This window comes from Pseudomonas sp. 22082 (assembly GCF_052046055.1).
Lineage (GTDB): Bacteria > Pseudomonadota > Gammaproteobacteria > Pseudomonadales > Pseudomonadaceae > Aquipseudomonas > Aquipseudomonas pharyngis.
The window spans coordinates 42,087-62,129 of record NZ_JBQEQB010000029.1 but is presented as its reverse complement, the minus strand read 5'-3'; the positions used below and the strand labels follow the sequence as shown (position 1 = coordinate 62,129).

19 protein-coding genes are annotated in these 20,043 nt (G+C 60.6%); 14 read left to right on the top strand and 5 right to left on the bottom strand.

Going from position 1 to position 20,043, the window contains the following annotated elements; translation table 11 throughout:
• Window positions 1-24 precede the first annotated feature (24 nt).
• A complete protein-coding gene (locus ACTJK9_RS26525) occupies window positions 25-1,374 on the bottom strand; it encodes a spinster family MFS transporter (RefSeq protein ID WP_440817295.1) in 1,350 nt (449 codons plus the stop codon).
• Window positions 1,375-1,675: 301 nt separating this feature from the next.
• On the opposite strand from ACTJK9_RS26525, the gene ACTJK9_RS26520 reads away from it, so the two are divergent.
• Window positions 1,676-2,029 carry a YkgJ family cysteine cluster protein gene (locus ACTJK9_RS26520; protein ID WP_039771496.1) on the top strand — a complete coding sequence of 118 codons (354 nt, stop codon included), beginning with the start codon at window positions 1,676-1,678 and terminating at the stop codon, window positions 2,027-2,029.
• Window positions 2,030-2,192: 163 nt separating this feature from the next.
• Window positions 2,193-4,475, top strand: coding sequence for a putative bifunctional diguanylate cyclase/phosphodiesterase (locus ACTJK9_RS26515; RefSeq protein WP_440817292.1), 2,283 nt, complete (start codon window positions 2,193-2,195; stop codon window positions 4,473-4,475).
• Here ACTJK9_RS26515 and ACTJK9_RS26510 read toward each other — a convergent pair.
• Window positions 4,366-5,262 carry an NAD(P)-dependent oxidoreductase gene (locus tag ACTJK9_RS26510; RefSeq protein ID WP_440817290.1) on the bottom strand — a complete coding sequence of 299 codons (897 nt, stop codon included), beginning with the start codon at window positions 5,260-5,262 and terminating at the stop codon, window positions 4,366-4,368. The genes ACTJK9_RS26515 and ACTJK9_RS26510 overlap by 110 nt on opposite strands.
• Before the next feature lie 197 nt (window positions 5,263-5,459).
• Between ACTJK9_RS26510 and ACTJK9_RS26505 the strand changes: the two genes are divergently transcribed.
• On the top strand, window positions 5,460-7,661 hold the full coding sequence (locus tag ACTJK9_RS26505; RefSeq protein WP_085612374.1) for a hypothetical protein: 2,202 nt from the start codon (window positions 5,460-5,462) through the stop codon (window positions 7,659-7,661).
• Window positions 7,662-7,922: 261 nt separating this feature from the next.
• Here ACTJK9_RS26505 and ACTJK9_RS26500 read toward each other — a convergent pair whose 3' ends face one another.
• Window positions 7,923-8,228, bottom strand: coding sequence for a DUF2288 domain-containing protein (locus tag ACTJK9_RS26500; RefSeq protein ID WP_085612373.1), 306 nt, complete (start codon window positions 8,226-8,228; stop codon window positions 7,923-7,925).
• Window positions 8,229-8,579: 351 nt separating this feature from the next.
• On the opposite strand from ACTJK9_RS26500, the gene ACTJK9_RS26495 reads away from it, so the two are divergent.
• The 5 genes from ACTJK9_RS26495 (at window position 8,580) to ACTJK9_RS26475 (ending at window position 13,581) form a co-directional block, all read left to right on the top strand.
• Window positions 8,580-9,707: a branched-chain amino acid ABC transporter substrate-binding protein gene (locus ACTJK9_RS26495; protein ID WP_085612372.1), complete on the top strand. Its 1,128-nt coding sequence runs from the start codon at window positions 8,580-8,582 to the stop codon at window positions 9,705-9,707.
• A gap of 231 nt (window positions 9,708-9,938) precedes the next feature.
• The gene (livH, locus tag ACTJK9_RS26490) at window positions 9,939-10,862 is read left to right on the top strand and encodes a high-affinity branched-chain amino acid ABC transporter permease LivH (protein WP_007959165.1); all 924 of its coding nucleotides are present in this window, start codon (window positions 9,939-9,941) and stop codon (window positions 10,860-10,862) included.
• Window positions 10,859-12,115: a high-affinity branched-chain amino acid ABC transporter permease LivM gene (locus ACTJK9_RS26485; RefSeq protein ID WP_039771392.1), complete on the top strand. Its 1,257-nt coding sequence runs from the start codon at window positions 10,859-10,861 to the stop codon at window positions 12,113-12,115. The genes livH and ACTJK9_RS26485 overlap by 4 nt, the downstream gene beginning before the upstream one ends.
• Complete coding sequence (livG, locus tag ACTJK9_RS26480) at window positions 12,112-12,879, top strand: high-affinity branched-chain amino acid ABC transporter ATP-binding protein LivG (protein WP_007959160.1); 768 nt, start codon at window positions 12,112-12,114, stop codon at window positions 12,877-12,879. The genes ACTJK9_RS26485 and livG overlap by 4 nt, the downstream gene beginning before the upstream one ends.
• Entirely contained in the window at window positions 12,880-13,581 is a 702-nt protein-coding gene (locus tag ACTJK9_RS26475; protein WP_003222380.1) for an ABC transporter ATP-binding protein, read from the top strand. It abuts the gene before it with no gap.
• Window positions 13,582-13,686: 105 nt separating this feature from the next.
• Here the strand turns inward: ACTJK9_RS26475 and ACTJK9_RS26470 are convergent, their stop codons facing one another.
• Window positions 13,687-14,925, bottom strand: a complete 1,239-nt coding sequence (locus tag ACTJK9_RS26470; protein ID WP_440817282.1) for a DUF2599 domain-containing protein — start codon at window positions 14,923-14,925, stop codon at window positions 13,687-13,689.
• A gap of 281 nt (window positions 14,926-15,206) precedes the next feature.
• Here ACTJK9_RS26470 and ACTJK9_RS26465 point away from each other — a divergent pair, with 281 nt between their 5' ends.
• The 4 genes from ACTJK9_RS26465 to ACTJK9_RS26450 are packed head-to-tail and all read left to right on the top strand — an operon-like array spanning window position 15,207 to window position 17,692.
• Window positions 15,207-15,512: a BufA1 family periplasmic bufferin-type metallophore gene (locus tag ACTJK9_RS26465; RefSeq protein ID WP_085612369.1), complete on the top strand. Its 306-nt coding sequence runs from the start codon at window positions 15,207-15,209 to the stop codon at window positions 15,510-15,512.
• 25 nt (window positions 15,513-15,537) lie between these two features.
• Window positions 15,538-16,425, top strand: coding sequence for an MNIO family bufferin maturase (gene bufB, locus ACTJK9_RS26460; RefSeq protein ID WP_085612401.1), 888 nt, complete (start codon window positions 15,538-15,540; stop codon window positions 16,423-16,425).
• On the top strand, window positions 16,422-17,180 hold the full coding sequence (locus ACTJK9_RS26455) for an HvfC/BufC N-terminal domain-containing protein (protein ID WP_085612368.1): 759 nt from the start codon (window positions 16,422-16,424) through the stop codon (window positions 17,178-17,180). The genes bufB and ACTJK9_RS26455 overlap by 4 nt, the downstream gene beginning before the upstream one ends.
• Window positions 17,177-17,692 carry a DoxX family protein gene (locus ACTJK9_RS26450; protein ID WP_440817278.1) on the top strand — a complete coding sequence of 172 codons (516 nt, stop codon included), beginning with the start codon at window positions 17,177-17,179 and terminating at the stop codon, window positions 17,690-17,692. The genes ACTJK9_RS26455 and ACTJK9_RS26450 overlap by 4 nt, the downstream gene beginning before the upstream one ends.
• Here the strand turns inward: ACTJK9_RS26450 and ACTJK9_RS26445 are convergent.
• Complete coding sequence (locus ACTJK9_RS26445) at window positions 17,641-18,549, bottom strand: LysR family transcriptional regulator (protein WP_440817275.1); 909 nt, start codon at window positions 18,547-18,549, stop codon at window positions 17,641-17,643. The genes ACTJK9_RS26450 and ACTJK9_RS26445 overlap by 52 nt on opposite strands.
• A 103-nt stretch (window positions 18,550-18,652) precedes the next feature.
• Here ACTJK9_RS26445 and ACTJK9_RS26440 point away from each other — a divergent pair, with 103 nt between their 5' ends.
• Entirely contained in the window at window positions 18,653-19,252 is a 600-nt protein-coding gene (locus ACTJK9_RS26440; RefSeq protein WP_085612365.1) for a short chain dehydrogenase, read from the top strand.
• A 59-nt stretch (window positions 19,253-19,311) separates the two neighbouring features.
• Window positions 19,312-19,965, top strand: a complete 654-nt coding sequence (locus ACTJK9_RS26435; protein ID WP_440817271.1) for a COG3650 family protein — start codon at window positions 19,312-19,314, stop codon at window positions 19,963-19,965.
• The last annotated feature ends 78 nt before the right edge of the window (window positions 19,966-20,043 follow it).

Sequence of the window (20,043 nt, the reverse complement as noted above, 5' to 3'; positions counted from 1 at the left end):
GAGCGGGCTTGCTCGCGAAGGCGATTACGCAGTCACCGCTGCGCCCTCTGGCTCAACCACCGCCACCAGCCCGTCCTTCATCCGCTTCGCATCCCGCACAAAACAGCGCGAGGCGAGGAACAGGAACACCATGGTCAGGAACAGCGCCACCGGAATCAGGTACATCGCATCATGCAGCCCGACGGCCTTGAACGCCTCGGTCATCTGCTCGGCGCCCGCGGCGGCCATCGCCGACTTGGCGAAGTGATCCGACAAACCACCGACCACCACTGGTCCCAGACCGCCCCCCAGCAAATACAACCCGGCAAAGAACAGCGCCATCGCCGTGGCCCGCAGGCGCGGTTCAACCACGTCCTGAATCGCCGTGTACACACAGGTGTAGAAGTTGTAGGCGAACAGCCAGCCCACACTGAACACCGCGACGAACACCCCGATCTCGATGCGCCCGGCATGCAGCGCCCACGCCGTGCACAGGGTCGAGATGATCAGGCTGAACGCGGCAAACAGCAGTCGCCCGTTAGCCACCCGCTGGTGAATCTTGTCGGCAATCCAGCCACCGAGGGTCAGGCCGATCAATCCGGTCACACCGACGATCACCCCGGTCGCCACCGCCGCGTCCTGCAACGGCATCAGGAAATAACGCTGGAGCATCGGCACCAGGAACGAGTTGCAGGCGTAGGTCGCGAAGTTGAAGCACAGCCCGGCCATCACCAGCCACAGGAAGGTCGGCACGGCGAGGACGCGGCGAATCGGCTTGTCGACTTTCTCCTGGGACACCTGCACGGTTTCCGCCGCGCCGCGCTTGGGTTCCTTGATGAAGAACATGAACACCGCCAGTACCAGCCCCGGCACGGCGGCGATGAAGAACGGCGCGCGCCAGCTGTCGAACGCCTTGACCATCCAGCCGATGGTGAAGAAGGCCAGCAACAGCCCCAACGGCAGGCCGAGCATGAAAATGCCCATGGCCCGGGCCCGGCGATGGGCCGGGAACAGATCGCCGATCAGCGAGTTGGCGGCGGGCGCGTAACTGGCTTCACCAATGCCGATGCCCATGCGCACCAGCAGGAAACTCCAGAAACTGCCGACCAGACCGTTGACCGCCGTCAGCGCGCTCCAGGTCGCCAGGCCCCAGCCCATCAGTTTGCTGCGCGAACCGGTGTCGGCCAGGCGGCCCAGTGGTAATCCGGCAATCGCGTAAACCAGAGTGAACGCGGTGCCGACGATCCCCAGCTGGAAGTCGCTGAGGTGCCACTCCATGCGGATCGGCTCGATGATGATCGCCGGTATGGTGCGATCGAAGAAGTTGAACAGGTTGGCAAGGAACAGCAGGAACAGAATGCGCCAGGCATTCGCCGCTTGGGTCGAGTTCTGCATGGGTCCGTCTCTTTATTGTTATTAGGGCTTCACTGCCAACGCATCGAGCCCGGAACCTGCAATCTAGTCACGCTCGTCGGGGCTGTCTGTGATCATTCGCAAGCCTGATGACGGGCCATGGCCGTGTAACGAAACGTAAGCCCTTGAAATGCTTCGAATCCCCCGAAAACCGGGGGTTTTGCAGAAAAATCCGGCAATGAAAAAATACTTTCACGCCCCCCTTCCCAATGCCGTGGCGAAGCCTAGAATGGCCGCCGGATCCGTCCGGATCCTGCCGATCAACCCCTTTGATATCCCGCCCATGTCCGAAGTCAGTCCGTGTCTGAATTGCGGTGCCTGCTGTTCCCATTTTCGTGTGTCATTTTTCTGGGGTGAATGCGCATCCTCCGGCGGGACCGTACCCGATGAACTGGTCACCCAGATCACGCCCAGCCGGGTCGCGATGATCGGCACCGACCGCAAGGCGCCGCGCTGCACCGCGCTGGAGGGCGAAGTCGGAACAGCCGTGAGTTGCACGATCTACGACAAGCGTTCCAGCCCCTGCCGGGAGTTCGAAGCGTCGTGGGAAAACGGCGAACAGAATACCGACTGCGACAAGGCACGTGCCCGTTTCGGCCTGCCACCGCTGCAACCGCACTGGAACGAAGTCGCCTGAATTCAGGTGCTTCAACGCTTAGAGCCAATCGCTATGACGCTAATGCCGAAATCATTAGCGCCAATGTGCCACTACCGCTTGCACGGCAAAAACCGCCTCTATACTGCAAACATTCGCCTGCGTTGATGACGCAGTAAGGACGTATTCAGAGACGGGGCATGCTATGGAGTGGCTTGGTTTGCAATTTGTTGCCGAGCAGCCGGAGAGCGGGCAGGTCATCCTCAATTGCACACACAATCCCCTGTTGGTGCTGGTGGCCTATCTGGTTGCCTGCGCCGCGAGTTTTGCCACCCTCGACATGGCCGAACGGGTCGCCCACGCTGAAGAGCCCGGTTCGCAACGCCTGTGGCGCTGGATCGGCGCAACCTGCCTGGCCGGCGGCATCTGGGCCATGCACTTCATCAGCATGCTGGCGTTCCAGGCGCCGATCGACATCCAATACGACCTGCCCGTGACCCTGTTTTCCCTGTTGATCGCGTTACTGGCGTCCTGGCTGGCGATGCACACCCTGAGCACGCCCCAACCGAACCTGCTGCAGTACCTCAAGACCGCCATCGTCATCGGCCTCGGCATCGCCGGCATGCATTACGTCGGCATGGCCGCCATCGAATCCGCCGCCACGGCCTACTACGAGCCCACCCTGTTCCTGTCGTCGATCGTGATCGCCATCGGCGCCAGCTTCGCGGCGTTGTGGGTCGCCGGCAACTTGCGCGAAGGCAGTGGCCTGCACATCCAGATGCTCAAATACCTGGCCGCGCTGATTCTCGGCGCCGGCATCCTCAGCATGCATTTCACCGGCATGGCGGCGCTGCAACTGGTGCTGCCCGAGGGGCAATTGCCGACCCTGGCGTCGCAATCCAGTCACTTGCAACTGGGCCTCACCGTCGCCCTGATCACGTTGCTGATCCTGGGCAGCGCGATCAGCGCCGCGCTGGCCGACAAGAAGCTGCAGAACAAGGAACACGATCTGCGCCGGGTCAACGCTCTGCTCAGCCAGCTCGATCAGGCGCGTATGTCGCTGCAACACGTGGCCAACTACGACGCCCTGACCAACCTGATCAACCGGCGCGGCTTCAATCAGATCTTCGCTGAAAAACTCAGCCAGAAAACCAGCGAAGGCGGGATGCTGGCAGTGATGTTTCTCGACATCGACCACTTCAAACGCATCAACGACAGCCTCGGCCATGACGCCGGCGACGAACTGCTCAAGGTCATCGCCCAGCACATCAAGGGCTCGGTGCGCAGCCATGAAGACGTGGTGGCGCGATTCGGCGGCGACGAGTTCTGCATCCTCATCGGCCTGCGCGACCGCGAAGAAGCGCGCAATCTGGCGCAACGCATCATGCTCAAGATGAAAGAACCGATCGAACTTGCCGGACGACGCATGGTGATGACCACCAGCATCGGTATCAGCCTGTTTCCCGAGGACGGCTCGACCTGCGATGAACTGCTCAAGCACGCGGATCTGGCGCTGTACCAATCCAAAGGCGCCGGGCGCAACGGCGTGCACTTTTTCGATTCCAACCTGAAAAACCGCGCCAGCCTCGAACTGCAACTGGAGGAAGAGCTGCGCCACGCCCTGCGTCAGGAGAACGGTCTGCTGCTGTATTACCAGCCGATCTTCGAACTCAAGACCGGCAAGGTCACCAAGCTCGAAGCGCTGATCCGCTGGCAGCACCCGGTGCACGGTCTGCTCACCCCGGATCGATTCATCGCCATCGCCGAAAACAACGGCCTGATTGCCGAGCTCGACAACTGGGTCCTGCGCAAGGCCTGTGAAGATCTCGGCGAACTGTCGCGCCATGGCTGTGAAGAGCTGAAGATCGCCTGGAACTGCTCACCGCTGAATCTGGCCCGGGAAGAGCTGGCCAATGAAATCGAGCACGCCTTGCGCAGCGCCGGGGTCGCCCCGGAACGGCTGGAACTGGAGGTCACCGAAAACGCCTTGATGGGCAACATCGCCAACACCCTGGTGCTGCTGCGGCAGATCCGCGCCCTCGGCGTGTCATTGTCGATCGACGACTTCGGCACCGGCTATTCGTCGCTGGCCTATCTCAAGCGCCTGCCGCTCAACACCCTGAAGGTCGACCGCTCGTTCATCCTCGACATTCCCAAGGCCACCGCCGACATGGAGATCGTCCAGGCGATCATCGTCATGGCGCACACCCTGCATTTGCAGGTGGTCACCGAAGGCGTCGAAAGCCTGGAGCAGTACGAATTCCTCGAGCGCTCGGGCTGCGACTTCATTCAGGGCTACCTGCTCAGCCGCCCGGTGCCACTGGCCGAACTGCGCCCGGTACTGGAGGAAATCAATCAGCGCAAACACGCGCACGTGCTCAATCCGCTGAGTCTGGCCCGCGGTACATTTGCACCAGTGTCGCTGGATCCTTCTGCAAAAAGCCTTGCGCCCCATGCAGGCGCATCAGTTGTGCGGCCAATCCGCTGATCGGTGTGGCCGAACCGGTTTCCCGGGAAAATTTCACCGCGGTATCCAGATCCTTGAGCAGCGTGCGCACGTGCCATTTCACCGGCTCGAAACGGCTTTCGGCCATTTGCGGGGCGAGGATCTGCAACGGTTTCGAATCGGCAAAACCACCGGCCAGCGCTTCGGCAATCAGGCTGGCATCGACCCCGGCCTGCTCGGCCAGCGCCACCACTTCGGCGATCACCAAAGCGTTGCAGGCGACGATCATCTGATTGCAGGCCTTGGTCACCTGACCGGCGCCGACGCCACCCATGTGCGTGACGCGCTGCCCGAGTTCGAGCAGTACCGGTCGTACGCGATCAAGATCCGCTGCATCACCGCCCACCATGATCGCCAGGCTGCCGGCCTCGGCGCCGACCACCCCGCCGGACACCGGCGAATCGAGCCAGGCCATGCCTGTCTTGTCGGCCAGTTCGGCCGCCATTTCACGGGTGGCCGTCGGTTCGAGGCTGGAAAAATCCACCAGCAACTGACCGCGCTTCGCCCCTTGCGCCACACCGGCCGGGCCGAACACCACTTCGCGTACCACCGCCGTGTCCGCCAGGCACAGCATCACCACGTCAGCCTGCGCACAGAGCTCAGCGGGCGTCGCCACCCGCCGGGCGCCCGCCTCGACCAGCGGCGCACACTTGGCCGGGTTGCGGTTCCACACGGTCAGCGGGTAACCGGCAGCCAGCAGACGGCGGCACATCGGCAGGCCCATCAGGCCGATTCCGGCAAAACCCAACGAAGGTCGCGTTGACATCATTTAGCCTCCTTTTGATTAAAGATCGCCGAATAATGGCCGATCCATCATCAATCAGGAAAGGATTCCCCCGCGCGACACTCAGGCCAGACCCCTGACGCACGGGCCAAATACGCGCAGAAAAAAGACGCGAGATTCCCATTCCGTGAGGTTCGACGACAGCGGTCGATGAACCAACCAGTCCAGGTAGATGGCGCTCAATGACTTCTAAAAACAATCCGGCCACTGCGGTATCCGATCTGACTCTGAGCCCTGCGGCGAACAGCCCTGCCCCGATGAAGCCATTGCCCCCCTCGCGCCCGCTGGGCACCCAGCAATACCTGTACTTCACCGAAACCAATACCGACCGCATCCTCGACAACCTCGATGGCCTGCGTGACCTGGTGTTCCCGCGCCCGCCGCACCTGGAAGGCGACAACGAACAGCACAACGATCAGGAATTCCCGTCGGTGTGCCTGATCGGCCTCGGTCGCTGCGGTTCCAACATCGCCCTCGACGTGGCGGAGCTGGTGTACAACGCGCGCAAGTTCTACCTCAACGAATTCAACAGCGAAGATCGCGCGGCTGACCGTCGCCTGGCCTCCGACAAAGGCTACGGCCCGGCCCAGTGGATCAAGCAGAACCTGCGGATCGGCCCGAACAAGTCGACCAAACCGGTGTTCCTGGTGGAACCGCTGGTGATGCTCGGCGACCTCGACAAGGACATCGCCGGGCGTATCCGTTTCTCGCGCAAGGGCGAAAAAAGCGGTTTCCTGCGCGACTACAGCAAGATGAAGATCATGGACTTGTCCGAAGTCCACGCCGGTGGCGCCGGTAACGCGCCGATTCTCGGCCAGTACCTGGCGAAGATCATCCTCAACAAGGACACCCAGCGTTTCTCCAGCCCTGACTGGAAAATGATCCACTCGTACCTGATCGACAGCTGCGGCATCAAGGCCAACCAGTCGCGCCTGTATTTCTCGATCTTCAGTGCCGGCGGTGGTACCGGTTCGGGCATGGCTTCGGAATTCGGCCTGGCCCAGCAGCACTCGTACATGAACAAGACGTTCGACACCAAGCCGATGGACGAGCATGACGGAAAGAGCGGTCACTCCTTCGTGTTCGAACCGATCTTCACCAGCGGCATCTGCGTGCTGCCGAACATTTCCGACCACCGCAGCGAAATGTCCGAGGCGCTGCACATCAACGCCGGCCGCCTGCTGTGCAAATACCTCTCGGAAGAATGGGATTTCTCGTACAACTTCGCCAACGAAGACAGCAGCGAAGCCAGCGTTATGGGCCGTATCCGCCCGTGGAACGCGATGATGCTGATCTCCAACGACATCATGCGTTACGCCGAAGAGAGCGATGACGGCAACATCCAGAACATTGATGTCAATGCGATGGAGAAGCACGCCAACCAATACATCTCGCAGCAGATCTTCAACATTCTGACGGCCCAGGCGGTCACGACCGACTACGACCAGAACTATTTCCGTCGCGCCGGCATCGACATCGGCGAGACCATTCGCCTGGACGCCAACGACCTGTTCATGAGTCTGGCCGGCCCGGTGGCGATTGCCTACGCCGAATCCGTGGTGCCGGAAACCCCGCCGCCGAGCAGCGACAAGTTCAAGGTGTTCGACAAAGAGCCGCAGCGCCTGAACATCGACGACCTGTTTTTCCGCTCGATCGACCTGCCGCACTTCAATAAAGTGACCCAGGCCATCGAAGGCATCAGCCTGCTGCCGATCGAGTCCAAGCGTTATCGCGCCTCGCTTGAGCAATACAAGAACTCCGGCTACGACGCGGCTGCGCTGCACGACCTGCACTTCTTCAAGAACTGCTCGTCGGTGGTCTCGATCGTTTCGCTGCCGAAAGACTACAAGCTGTCGTACATGGACCTGAACCGGTTGAAGACTCACCTCAACAGCCTGTTCCCCAACACCACGCTCAAGCGCTACGCGCTGGTGATCGGCGCCTCGGCCAACCTGTCGCTGACCACCCTGATCGCCAAGAGCCCGTGCCTGTCGGACGACTTCCTGACGCTGATCGTGGCATTCATCAAGCGTTGCTTTGCCAAGACGCCGTACCGTTTCGACGAGACCCTGGACAACTCGATCCTCGATTTCATCATTCAGGAAGAGTTCGACGAGGACCGCATCGACGACCTGCTCAACGAATTCGAGAACCCGGCGAAGATCCTCGATACCAACTGGTACGCGATCAAGCCGATGTACGAGAAGAAGTACCGCGAGTTGATCAACGACAAAGAGAAGTTTGTCTCGATCAATGACATTCGCCTGTCGCGCGATTGCGTGAAGAAGTCGATCAAGTACCTGCGCGAGATCTACCGTCACCGGATCGGCAAGACCAAGGTTATTTCCCTCAATAACCATACGGGCAAGACTTACTCGGTCTGACATCAGACCGAGGCGCCGCCATCGCGAGCAGGCTCGCTNCCTGCTCGCGATGGGGCGCTCAAATTCCCCGATTTATTCAGCCTTTCCAACATCCCGAAACAATTAAGCAGCCGTCAGGCTGCTCATTGAACTGTGCCCGTTACGTTTACGTCACCGTTATGCCACCCCCGCCTGTGGCATTTCTCTACGGCAATCGGCCATCACGCTACTCCGCTACACACTTTTTGCCGGTCAGCGCCCGCACCAATAGGGTGCAACCCGTCAGGTCGCTGCCCTTTCCTGGATCAGGATCCACGGCCGGACTACCACCGCCCACATCTCGGGATCACGCTCGAAAATATCCAGCGCCCGCGTTTCAGACAGCTTGGCGACCTTGTCTTCGGCCAGCCAGGCAGCGACTTTCTCGCCCTGATCCGATGCCACGGCCTCAGCGACCGCGATCAAATCCAGGCTGGCGTCGACCCACAATAGGGCACCCTGGGCATAGAAGCGCTCCAACTCTTTCCAGGTAATAGATGCGGTTTCACCAAGCAGCTTGGCATAGAGGGTGCTAGGTTCTTGATTCATGGGACGGTCCGGAAAAGAAATCGGCGCGAATGATAACGTCGGTGGTCCGGCAGAAAAACCCGGTTGCAAAAGGCCGTACCGAACGAAAAGAGCAGGAACGCCAAGGAATGCTGATGATTGGGGCATAAGCCCTCTGAACGTCCCGCCGCAATTCTGTCTTTTTCTTTCATTAAAGCGACACCCTCAGGTTTTGCCCCCTGGCGCCAGCTTCCCAGGCCAACAACCGGCGCTCTACACTGTACCGGTACAGTTGCCGGGGGCTTTTCCGGAGGGTATCGCCCAGATATCTGTCCCGGTTCTGCTGCTACGGCGTCAGGACTCTAAAAAATACAACAGTAAGAGTGGAGCACTATGACTAAGGCTACTAAGCAGATTTCCAAACTGTTTGCCGCTATGGTTCTGGCCGGGGTTGCCAGCCATTCGTTCGCAGCTGACACCATCAAGATCGGTATCGCCGGCCCTAAAACCGGTCCAGTAGCCCAGTACGGCGACATGCAGTTCAGTGGCGCGAAAATGGCCATCGAACAGATCAACGCCAAGGGCGGCGTCGACGGCAAGAAGCTCGAAGCCGTTGAATACGATGACGCCTGCGATCCCAAACAAGCGGTAGCGGTCGCGAACAAGGTCGTCAACGACGGCGTCAAGTTCGTGGTCGGTCACCTGTGCTCCAGCTCCACCCAGCCTGCTTCGGACATCTACGAAGACGAAGGCGTGATCATGATCACCCCGGCTGCCACCAGCCCGGACATCACCAACCGTGGTTACAAAATGGTCTTCCGCACCATCGGTCTGGACAGCGCCCAGGGCCCTGCCGCCGGTAACTACATTGCCGATCACGTGAAGCCGAAAATCGTCGGCGTGCTGCACGACAAGCAGCAGTACGGTGAAGGCATCGCCACCGCCGTCAAATCCACCCTCGAGAAGAAAGGCACCAAGGTTGCCGTGTTCGAAGGCGTCAACGCCGGCGACAAGGACTTCTCCGCGATCATCGCCAAGCTCAAGCAAGCCAACGTCGACTTCGTCTACTACGGCGGCTACCACCCGGAGCTGGGCCTGATCCTGCGTCAAGCCCAGGAAAAAGGCCTGAAAGCCAGGTTCATGGGTCCGGAAGGCGTGGGTAACGACTCGATCACCCAGATCGCCAAGGACGCGTCCGAAGGCCTGCTGGTGACCCTGCCGAAGTCCTTCGACCAGGATCCGGCCAACGTGGCCCTGGCCGATGCATTCAAGGCCAAGAAAGAAGACCCGAGCGGTCCGTTCGTGTTCCCGTCCTACTCGGCCGTTGAAGTGATTGCCGAAGGTATCAAGGCTGCCAAGTCCGAAGATGCTGCCAAGGTGGCTGAAGCCATCCACAAAGGCACCTTCAAGACACCTACCGGCGACCTGAGCTTCGACGACAAGGGCGACCTGAAGGACTTCAAATTCGTGGTTTACGAGTGGCACAACGGCAAACCTAAAACCGAAGTGTCGCCTCAGTAAGGCGCTGCCTGACTGACTGCCAATAAAGCCCACGGCGTGCCGTGGGCTTTGTTTTACGAATGTATTGGGCCGCGCTGGCGTGATCCGCCAGTCTCCCCACCTGAAAATCTCAAAACCGTCATCAGCGGTTCGCTGGCAAAACCCGGATTCGAAGTGGATATAGATCCACGGGACCGGGCGGGAAAATGACTCCACCAGTGAAATGCGTATCAGGTTTTTAGGAGCGCTGTAATGCCTGACATCTATCACTTCTTCCAACAGCTGGTTAACGGCTTGAACGTTGGCAGCATGTATGCCCTGATCGCCATCGGCTACACGATGGTCTACGGCATCATTGGAATGATCAACTTCGCCCACGGCGAGGTGTACATGATCGGTTCCTACGTGGCGTTCATCGCCATCGCCGGGCTGACCATGATGGGACTCGAAAGCGTCCCGCTGTTGATGACCGTGGCGTTCATCGCCAGCATCGTCGTCACCAGTTCCTACGGTTACAGCATCGAACGCATTGCCTACCGCCCGTTGCGCGGCAGCAACCGTCTGATCCCGCTGATTTCCGCGATCGGTATGTCGATCTTCCTGCAGAACACGGTTCTGCTGGCGCAAGACTCCAAGGACAAAGCAATCCCCAACCTGATTCCGGGCAACTTCGCCTTCGGCCCGGGTGGCGCACATGAAGTGCTGATTTCCTACATGCAAATCGTGGTGTTCGTGGTGACCCTGATCGCCATGCTCGGCCTCACGCTGTTCATCTCCCGCTCTCGCCTGGGCCGCGCGTGCCGCGCCTGTGCCGAAGATATCAAGATGGCCAACCTGCTGGGCATCAACACCAACAACATCATCGCCCTGACCTTCGTCATCGGTGCTGCGCTGGCGGCCGTCGCGGCCGTGCTGCTGAGCATGCAATACGGCGTGATCAACCCGAACGCCGGTTTCCTCGTCGGCCTCAAGGCCTTCACCGCAGCGGTACTGGGCGGGATCGGCAGCATCCCCGGCGCCATGCTCGGCGGGCTGGTGCTCGGGGTAGCGGAAGCCTTTGGCGCCGATATCTTCGGCGACCAGTACAAGGACGTCGTGGCTTTCGGCTTGTTGGTTCTGGTGCTGTTGTTCCGTCCGACCGGCATTCTGGGCCGTCCGGAGGTTGAGAAAGTATGACTAGGAATCTTAAACAGGCGCTGTTCAGCGCCTTGCTGGTCTGGGCCGTGGCCTATCCGGTACTGGGTCTGAAACTGACCATCGTCGGCATCAACCTGGAAGTGCACAACACCAGCCCGGCCATTCTGGCGACCATCGCCATCTGCTCGGTGCTGATGTTCCTGCGAGTGCTGTTCAACCAGCAGATCAGCAAGGCGTGGCGTTCGTCGCCGGGCATGCCGCTGATCCCGGCCAAGGCCAGCAACTTCCTGACCCTGCCTTCCACCCAGCGCTACTTCATCATCGCGCTGATCATCGGTGCGCTGGTGTGGCCGTTCTTCGGCTCCCGTGGCGCGGTGGACATCGCGACGCTGATCCTGATCTACGTGATGCTCGGCCTGGGCCTGAACATCGTGGTCGGTCTGGCCGGTCTGCTCGACCTGGGTTACGTCGGTTTCTACGCCGTCGGCGCCTACAGCTACGCGCTGCTGTCGCACTACTACGGCCTGAGCTTCTGGATCTGCCTGCCGATTGCCGGCCTGATGGCGGCGACGTTCGGCTTCCTGCTCGGCTTCCCGGTGTTGCGTCTGCGCGGCGACTACCTGGCGATCGTGACCCTCGGCTTCGGGGAAATCATCCGCCTGTTCCTGCGTAACCTGACCGACATCACCGGCGGCCCGAACGGCATCAGCAACATCGAGAAACCGACGTTCTTCGGCCTGACCTTCGAACGCAAGGCTGCGGAAGGCCTGCAAACCTTCCACGAGTATTTCGGCCTGCAATACAACTCGATCAACAAGGTGATCTTCCTCTACCTGGTCGCCCTGCTGCTGGCGCTGGCGGCGCTGTTCATCATCAACCGCCTGCTGCGCATGCCGATCGGCCGTGCGTGGGAAGCGCTGCGTGAAGATGAAATCGCCTGCCGTGCGCTGGGTCTCAACCCGACCGTGATCAAGCTGTCGGCGTTCACCCTGGGCGCGAGCTTCGCCGGTTTCGCCGGCAGCTTCTTCGCCGCCCGTCAGGGTCTGGTGACGCCGGAATCGTTCACCTTCATCGAGTCGGCGATCATCCTCGCCATCGTGGTGCTGGGTGGCATGGGCTCGCAGTTGGGCGTGATTCTCGCGGCCGTGGTGATGATCCTGCTGCCGGAAATGATGCGTGAGTTCAGTGAGTACCGCATGTTGATGTTCGGCGCCCTGATGGTGCTGATGATGATCTGGCGACCTCAAGGTCTGCTGCCCATGCAACGTCCTCACATGGAGCTGCGCAAATGAGCCGCGAGATCCTGAAAGTCGAAAATCTGAGCATGCGCTTCGGCGGCCTGCTGGCGGTCAACGGCGTGGCCCTGACCGTCAAAGAGAAACAGGTGGTGGCACTGATCGGGCCGAACGGCGCGGGCAAGACCACCGTGTTCAACTGCCTGACCGGTTTCTACCAGCCATCGGGCGGCAGCATCCTGCTGGACGGCGAGCCGATCCACGGCCTGCCGGGCCACAAGATCGCCCTCAAAGGCGTGGTACGGACCTTCCAGAACGTGCGCCTGTTCAAGGACATGACGGCGGTCGAGAACCTGTTGATCGCCCAGCACCGTCACCTGAACACCAACTTCCTGTCCGGCCTGTTCAAGACCCCGGCGTTTCGCAAGAGCGAGCGCGAAGCCATGGAATTCGCCGAATACTGGCTGGAAAAGGTCAACCTGAAAGAGTTCGCCAACCGCCCCGCCGGCACCCTGGCTTACGGTCAGCAACGTCGCCTGGAAATCGCCCGCTGCATGATGACCCGCCCGCGGATCCTCATGCTCGACGAACCGGCCGCCGGCCTGAACCCGAAGGAAACCGAAGACCTCAAGGCGCTGATCAGCGTGCTGCGTGAAGAGCACAACGTGACCGTGCTGCTGATCGAACACGACATGAAACTGGTCATGAGCATTTCCGACCACATCGTCGTGATCAACCAGGGCACGCCCCTGGCCGACGGCACGCCGGAGCAGATCCGTGACAATCCTGAAGTGATCAAAGCCTACCTGGGGGAAGCGTAAATGCTGCAGTTCGAAAACGTTTCCACCTTCTACGGCAAGATCCAGGCGCTGCACAGCGTCAACGTCGAAGTCCGCCAGGGCGAGATCGTGACCCTGATCGGCGCCAACGGTGCCGGCAAGTCCACCCTGCTGATGACGCTCTGCGGTTCGCCGCAGGCCCACAGCGGCAGCATCCGCTACATGGGTGAGGAACTGGTCGGCCAGGACTCGTCGCAGATCATGCGCAAGAGCATTGCCGTGGTGCCGGAAGGTCGTCGGGTGTTTGCCCGTCTGACCGTCGAAGAAAACCTGTCCATGGGCGGATTCTTCACCGACAAGGGCGACTATCAGGAACAGATGGACAAGGTTCTCGGACTTTTCCCACGCCTGAAAGAACGCTTCAACCAGCGCGGCGGCACCATGTCCGGCGGCGAACAGCAAATGCTCGCCATCGGCCGTGCGCTGATGAGCAAGCCGAAACTGCTGCTGCTCGACGAGCCGTCGCTGGGCCTGGCACCGATCATCATCCAGCAGATCTTCGACATCATCGAACAGCTGCGCAAGGACGGTGTGACGGTGTTCCTGGTCGAACAGAACGCCAACCAGGCGCTGAAAATCGCTGACCGTGCGTACGTTCTGGAGAACGGCCGGGTGGTGATGCAAGGCACCGGCGAAGCGCTGCTGACCGACCCGAAAGTGCGCGAGGCGTACCTCGGCGGTTGATGGATCGCGCGCGATAACGAACGGCCCTCCGGGGCCGTTTTTTTATGCCCTGAGAATGCCGGCACCTCTGCGGTACCGGCAGCTCAGTGCTGGACACTGCGACCGTCAATAGGGATTGCAATCCATCTTCAGGGCCGTGGCCTGATCGACGTATGGCCGGGCCGGCTCAAGGTTCCAGACCGGTTTGTCCCTCACGGCCTGGCCCTGATAGACATGCTGGAAATGACAAACCATCTGCCGACGCAGCGATCCGCCATTGACGCTGTACTCACGCCATTGCGCATCGTCCTTGTGCTTGTTGTACAGCTCGGCAAACATCCGGTCGGTCTGATCTTCCTTGATCGCCCGGCCGCAAGCGGTAGGCACGACCTGCAACGACCAGGTATTCGGCCCGAGCACAGGGTCGGGGCGCTGACTCCAGGAGCTCGATTCAATGTACTTTTCACAGAATTTCGGGGTCGGTTCGGGTGTGGCCGCTACGCAGGAAAAAGTCGCCTTGGCGGTCGGTGTTTTGGGGAAGTTGATCTTGATCACATTGCGCTCCTTGCCGGTCTTGGCCTTGTAGTCGCGCTGATTGGCCAAGGCATCATTCAAGCCGCGTTGATCGCTGTAGAAGAACGCCAGAATCGGCAATTCATCGGTTTTCGGATTACCCAGGCGCAACTCGGTCTGGGTCTGGAACTCACGAGAGTTGATCACTCGCCGCGCCTCCATGAAGTTGCGGAAGGCATCGACCCGTTCCTTGCTGCTCATGGGGTTGCGCATGTTGAAGCCACATTGCAACTGATCCTGCATCTTGTCGTTGTTGAATCTGGTGAAGTGGGCGACCCAGGCTTTGGCATTGGTTATCGGCGGAACCATAGCCTGGCACACCGCCTCGGTCTGGGCGGTGTTCTGGTTGTTGCCACACCCCCGGTCGTCTCGATAGTCGGTCCAGGCATCGTTGGGGAATGCGCAATAGACGTGCACCGGTGTCTCGGGATTACGCACCCGGTCCACTGGATTGATGATATAGCCGTTCTGAGTACTCATTCCCGGATCGGCGTAGCTGATGGTGTCGGCACGCATGTAGGAAGCAGCGAAAGTGCCCAGCTTCAGGGCGGTGGGACTGGGATTCCAGACATCCCATTGCTGCCCTTTCGCCGGATCGGCACGGTGAGTGCCGCGAATGATCAACCCTGAACAGTCCGACGCCGGGTCCGGCCCGCAACTGGCCACTGTGTTGTTGTACAACTCTTCAACCGTTTTCAGTGTCTCCGCGCACGATTCGGCATAGCTGCCAGTGCTCTGCAACAGCAACGCAAACATACATAACGGGACGAACCTGTTCAGACGTTTTCTCATGGCCTGTATCTCCTTGATACCGAGGGCACACTGAGCACACGCTGATCGGCGCGGCTCCCGTGACAATGGAACGCCGGTGGCACGTCGTTGGCTACTGTCAGAAATTACAGGTTGATGGGCATTTGCGACGAATGGTCGAGCGCGAGATGTGGGTGATGTTCTGGCGCACTGTCAATCCAAAAAAAATTGTCCGGGCTGTAACGCATCCCGAGGTCGTTTCTCTAGTGGGGCAAGCAAGCGCAATCGCTTGTTCAAACCCAAGTTCAAACCGGAGAAACATCATGACTGCTACCACCCGCACCCTGTCCGCCACCGCCCTGGTTCTGGCCCTCGGTTCCGCCCTGAGCATCGCTGCCGTCTCCACCGCCCACGCCGCTGACGACAACATGGAAAAATGCTTCGGCGTGGCCATGAAAGGCAAGAACGATTGCGCCGCAGGCGCAGGCACCACCTGTGCCGGCACCGCGAAAATGGATTATCAGGCCAACGCCTGGAAGCTGGTTCCGAAAGGCACCTGCGCCACCACCGAAAGCAAAACCTCGCCGACCGGTTTCGGTCAGCTCGAAGCGTTCAAAGCCAAGTCCTGATCCGGGAGCCGCCCGAGTGTCGATCATGATCACATCCCGCGACCATGCCTTGCGCCGCACTCGGGCAGCCCTCACCGGGCTCCCGTCCCGTGCCGGGCTGGGGCTCAAGAGCGAGCACTTCAGCGAAGTGCTCGATTCACGTCCGGACATCGGTTTCTTCGAAGTCCACGCCGAAAACTACATGGTGGCCGGCGGCCCGTTTCATCATTTTCTGGGATTGATTCGCGAGGCGTATCCGCTCTCGCTGCATGGCGTCGGGCTGTCCATCGGTGCCGAAGGCGCGCTGGATGTCCAGCACCTCAAACGCCTGGCGGCACTGATCGAGCGCTATCAACCCCACTCCTTTTCCGAACACCTGGCCTGGTCGAGCCATGGCCCGGTGTTCCTTAATGACCTGCTGCCCCTTGCTTACGACACGCCGACGCTGAACCGCGTCTGCGAACACATCGACCAGGTACAGAACACCCTCAAGCGTCCGATGCTGCTGGAGAACCCGGCGACCTATCTGGCGTTCCAGCGCTCGACCATCGACGAAGCCGATTTCATCCGTGGAGTCATCCGGCGCACTGGCTGCGGTCTGTTGCTGGACGTGAACAATGTCTACGTCTCGTGCATCAACCATCAGCGCGATCCCCTGACTTACCTCGATGCCCTGCCGCTGCATGCAGTGAGCGAAATTCATCTGGCGGGGTTCGCCGAAGATGCCGACAGCCTCGGTGATCGCTTGCTGATCGACGATCACGGCGCACCGATCGATCAAGCGGTCTGGTCGCTGTACCGGCTAGCGCTGGAACGTGTCGGCCCGGTGGCGACGCTGATCGAACGGGACAATCAGGTGCCGGCCTTCAAGGTGCTGTTGGCGGAAGCACAGCAGGCCGATGAGCTGTTGCTGTTCGCGGGAGGTCGGCCATGAGCACTCAAGCCGCATTCAGCGCAGCGTTGCTCGATATCGTTCTGCCCTGCCCCGACGGTTTGTGCAGTGCCAACGGCGCCGATCCAGCCAGCCGTTTCGCGGTGTACCGCAACAACGTGCAGGGTTCGCTGATCAACGCGTTGGCCGACAGCTATCCCGTGGTGAGGCAGTTGGTGGGTGACGAATTCTTTCGGGCCATGGCCGGAGTTTTTGTGCAAAGCCATCCGCCACACAGTCCGTTGATGAGCGACTACGGCCGTGAACTGGCGGACTTCATCAGTGAGTTCGAACCAGCCGCGTGCGTTCCCTATCTGGCCGATATCGCGAGGCTGGAACGCTTGCGCACGCAGGCCTACCACGCTGCCGATGTGTTACCCCTGAGTCAGGAGCGAATCGCCGCTGTATTCGCCGATGCCGATGCGCTCAACGAACTGCGCATCGGCCTGCACCCTTCGCTGCATCTGCTCGATTCAAACTTCGCCGTGGTGGACATCTGGGCCGCGCATCAGCACGACGCGACCCTGGCCGGGATCGATCTGCATCACGCTCAACACGCGCTGATCCTGCGCAACGGACTGGAAGTCGAGGTGTTCACCGTGGATCGCGGCGCCAGCCAGTTTATTCGCCAGCTCAAAGCTGGCCTGTCACTCACGCAAGCGCTGGAATCCGCCGAGGCCTTCGACCTCAGCCAGACCCTCGCCCTGCTCATCAGCCGCCACGTCATCACTCATTTCCACCCAAAGGTGTTGTCATGAACAGTCTCATTGCCCGCGCCATCGCGCTGCTGGAAAAAATCCCTCACAGCCGGATCGCCTTCATCGCGCGTTTTTCCATCGCGGCGGTGTTCTGGAAATCCGGGCAGACCAAGGTCGAAGGGCTGGCCGTCGACCTGATCGATGGCACCTTCGAGTTCGGCTGGCCACGTCTTGCCGACTCGACGATTCCGCTGTTCAAGAGCGAGTACCACGTGCCGCTGCTGTCGCCGGAAATCGCCGCGCACCTGGCAGCGTTCGCCGAACACTTTTTCCCGATCCTGATCCTCATCGGCTTCGCCACGCGCTTTTCGGCGCTGGCATTGCTGGGCATGACCCTGACCATTCAGCTGTTCGTGTATCCGGATGCGTACCCGACCCACGGCACCTGGATGGCGGTGTTGCTGTACCTGATGGCGACCGGGCCGGGCAAACTGTCGATCGATCACCTGATCGCCAGGCACTACAACCGGTCCAGCGCCTCGCCGCTGAGCTTGAACCAGCCGATCAGATAATCCGCCAGCACTTGGGTGCGTTTCGGTAATCCGCCCTGATACGGGTGCACCAGGTACATCGGCATGCGTCGAGTCTGAAAATCGCGCAGGAGCCAGCGCAATCGGCCGTCAGCCAATTCCGCCTGCAACAGGTAGGACGGCAGGCGAGCGATCCCGGCGCCGGCCAGTGCGGCTTTCTTCAACAGGTTGTAGTGATTGCTGGCGAACGGTCCCGACACCCGCACCCGCAGCAGTTCGTGCTGCTGGTGATACAGCCATTCCTCGCGACCGCTGTAATGACTGTTGAGCAGGCAACGGTGCTCGGCCAGCGCCTGCGGCGTCAGCGGTTCGCCAAAGCGCTCCAGATATTCAGGACTGGCGCAGGTCATTTCCTGCCAGGCCAGCAGCGGTCTGGCCACCAGTCGCTCGTCATTGGCGACTTCAGTGCGGATCGCCAGATCGAAGCCTTCGCGGGACAGGTCGCGGTAGCTGTTGTTCAGCTCCAGTTCGATCTGCACCTCGGGGTATTTCTGCGAGAAATCCAGCAACAGGCCGTCGAAGAAGGTTTCTCCCAGCGACACCGGAACCGTCATACGCACCGGACCGGCCATGTCGTCCTTCAATCGTGCCAACGCCTGACGCGCTCGCTCCACCTGGACGACAAGCGCCTGAGCCTGTGGCAACAATGCCGCACCGGCCGCCGTCAGGCTAAGACGACGCGTGGTGCGTTGCAGCAACACCACGGAAAACCGCGCCTCCAGCTGACTGATGCGCTTGGACAACTGTCCCTTGCTGCACCCCAATTGCTGCGCCGCCAGGGTAAAACTACCCGCCTCGATCAACACCGCGAACGCCGCCAGATCATCCATCTCGCTCATGGATTGTTTCCAATTGAAAACCAAAGGTTGCCCATTAGTGCGCTTATCCGCAGAAAAAACCACTCTAGACTGAAACCTCGTTCAATCACTTGAGGCAATCACGATGAAAATTCTGTTGATCGGCGCGGGCGGCACCATCGGTTCGGCCGTGGACAAAGAGCTGTCGCAGCGTCATGAAGTCATTCGTATCGGCCGCAGCAGCGGCGATTATCAGGTGGATATCAGCGACAGCGCATCGATTCGCAAGCTGTTCGAACAGACCGGCAAGTTCGACGCTCTAGTCTGCGCCGCCGGCAACGTGACCTTCGCCCCGCTGGGTGACATGACCGAAGACAGCTTCGCCCTCGGCCTCAAAGACAAGTTGATGGGCCAGGTCAATCTGCTGCTGATCGGCCGCGAATTCGCCAACGACGGCGCATCATTCACCTTCACCACCGGCGTGCTCAGCCACGATCCGATCCGCAGCGGCGCCTCGGCTGCACTGGTCAACGGCGCGCTGGACAGCTTCGTGAGGGCCGCCGCCATCGAAATGCCACGCGGTCTGCGCGTGAACTCGATCAGCCCGACCGTGCTGGTCGAAGCCATGGGCAGCTACGCCCCGTACTTCCGTGGCTACAAGCCGGTTCCTGCGGCGGATGTGGCATTGGCCTACGCCAAGAGTGTCGAAGGCTTGCAGACAGGTCAGACATTTCACGTGGGCTAAACCCTTGTGATGAACGGTCAGCCTGCGTAACGTGGCGGCACTTGTCTGGAGAGCCGAAGATGCGTGTTGCCCGTTCCCTGATCGTTGTTGCCCTGCTCCCGTTGTTTGCCGCGTGCCAGTTGTTCGATGGCGCGCGGGAAAGCGCCTCTCACGTCGGCCAGACGCGGATGCAGGGGCAACTGACCGCTGCCGACGGCAAACTGGTGTTCCAGGCCTGCAGCGAGCAGCGCCAATACGTAGTCAATGACATCGGCGGCACCAGCGTCCTGCAAGAGGCCGCCACCCTGGCCGATGAGCAAGGCAAGCTGTTCGCCGACGTGCGCGGGAAGATCGCCGGCGACCGCCTCGACCTGACTCAGCTTTATCGCGTCGAACGCTCCGGCACTGCCTGCGACGACCCCAACTTCAAACAGCTGATCCTGCGCGCCGCCGGCCATGGCCCGGAGTGGAACGTAAAAGTCAGCGGCAAGGGCCTGGTCATCGACCGCGAAGGCCAGCCACCGCTCGCCGTGCCTTACGTCGAAGAGCAGTTGGGCGACGGTCGTTTCAATCTCAGCAGCGAAGCCAACAACCAGCGCATCGAGCTGTGGGTGGCGCCGCAGCGCTGCGTCGACAGCAGCACCGGCAGCGTGCAGCACATGAGCGCCGAGTTGCGTATCGACGGCCAGGTACAGCGAGGTTGCGGGTATTTCGGCGGCTCGCGTAACGACTGATCGTTTTACCCTCACGGGATCCGGCCGATGCGGCTTATAATCGCCGCCTTCAAACGCCCTGGCGCAGTTGTGCGCCCC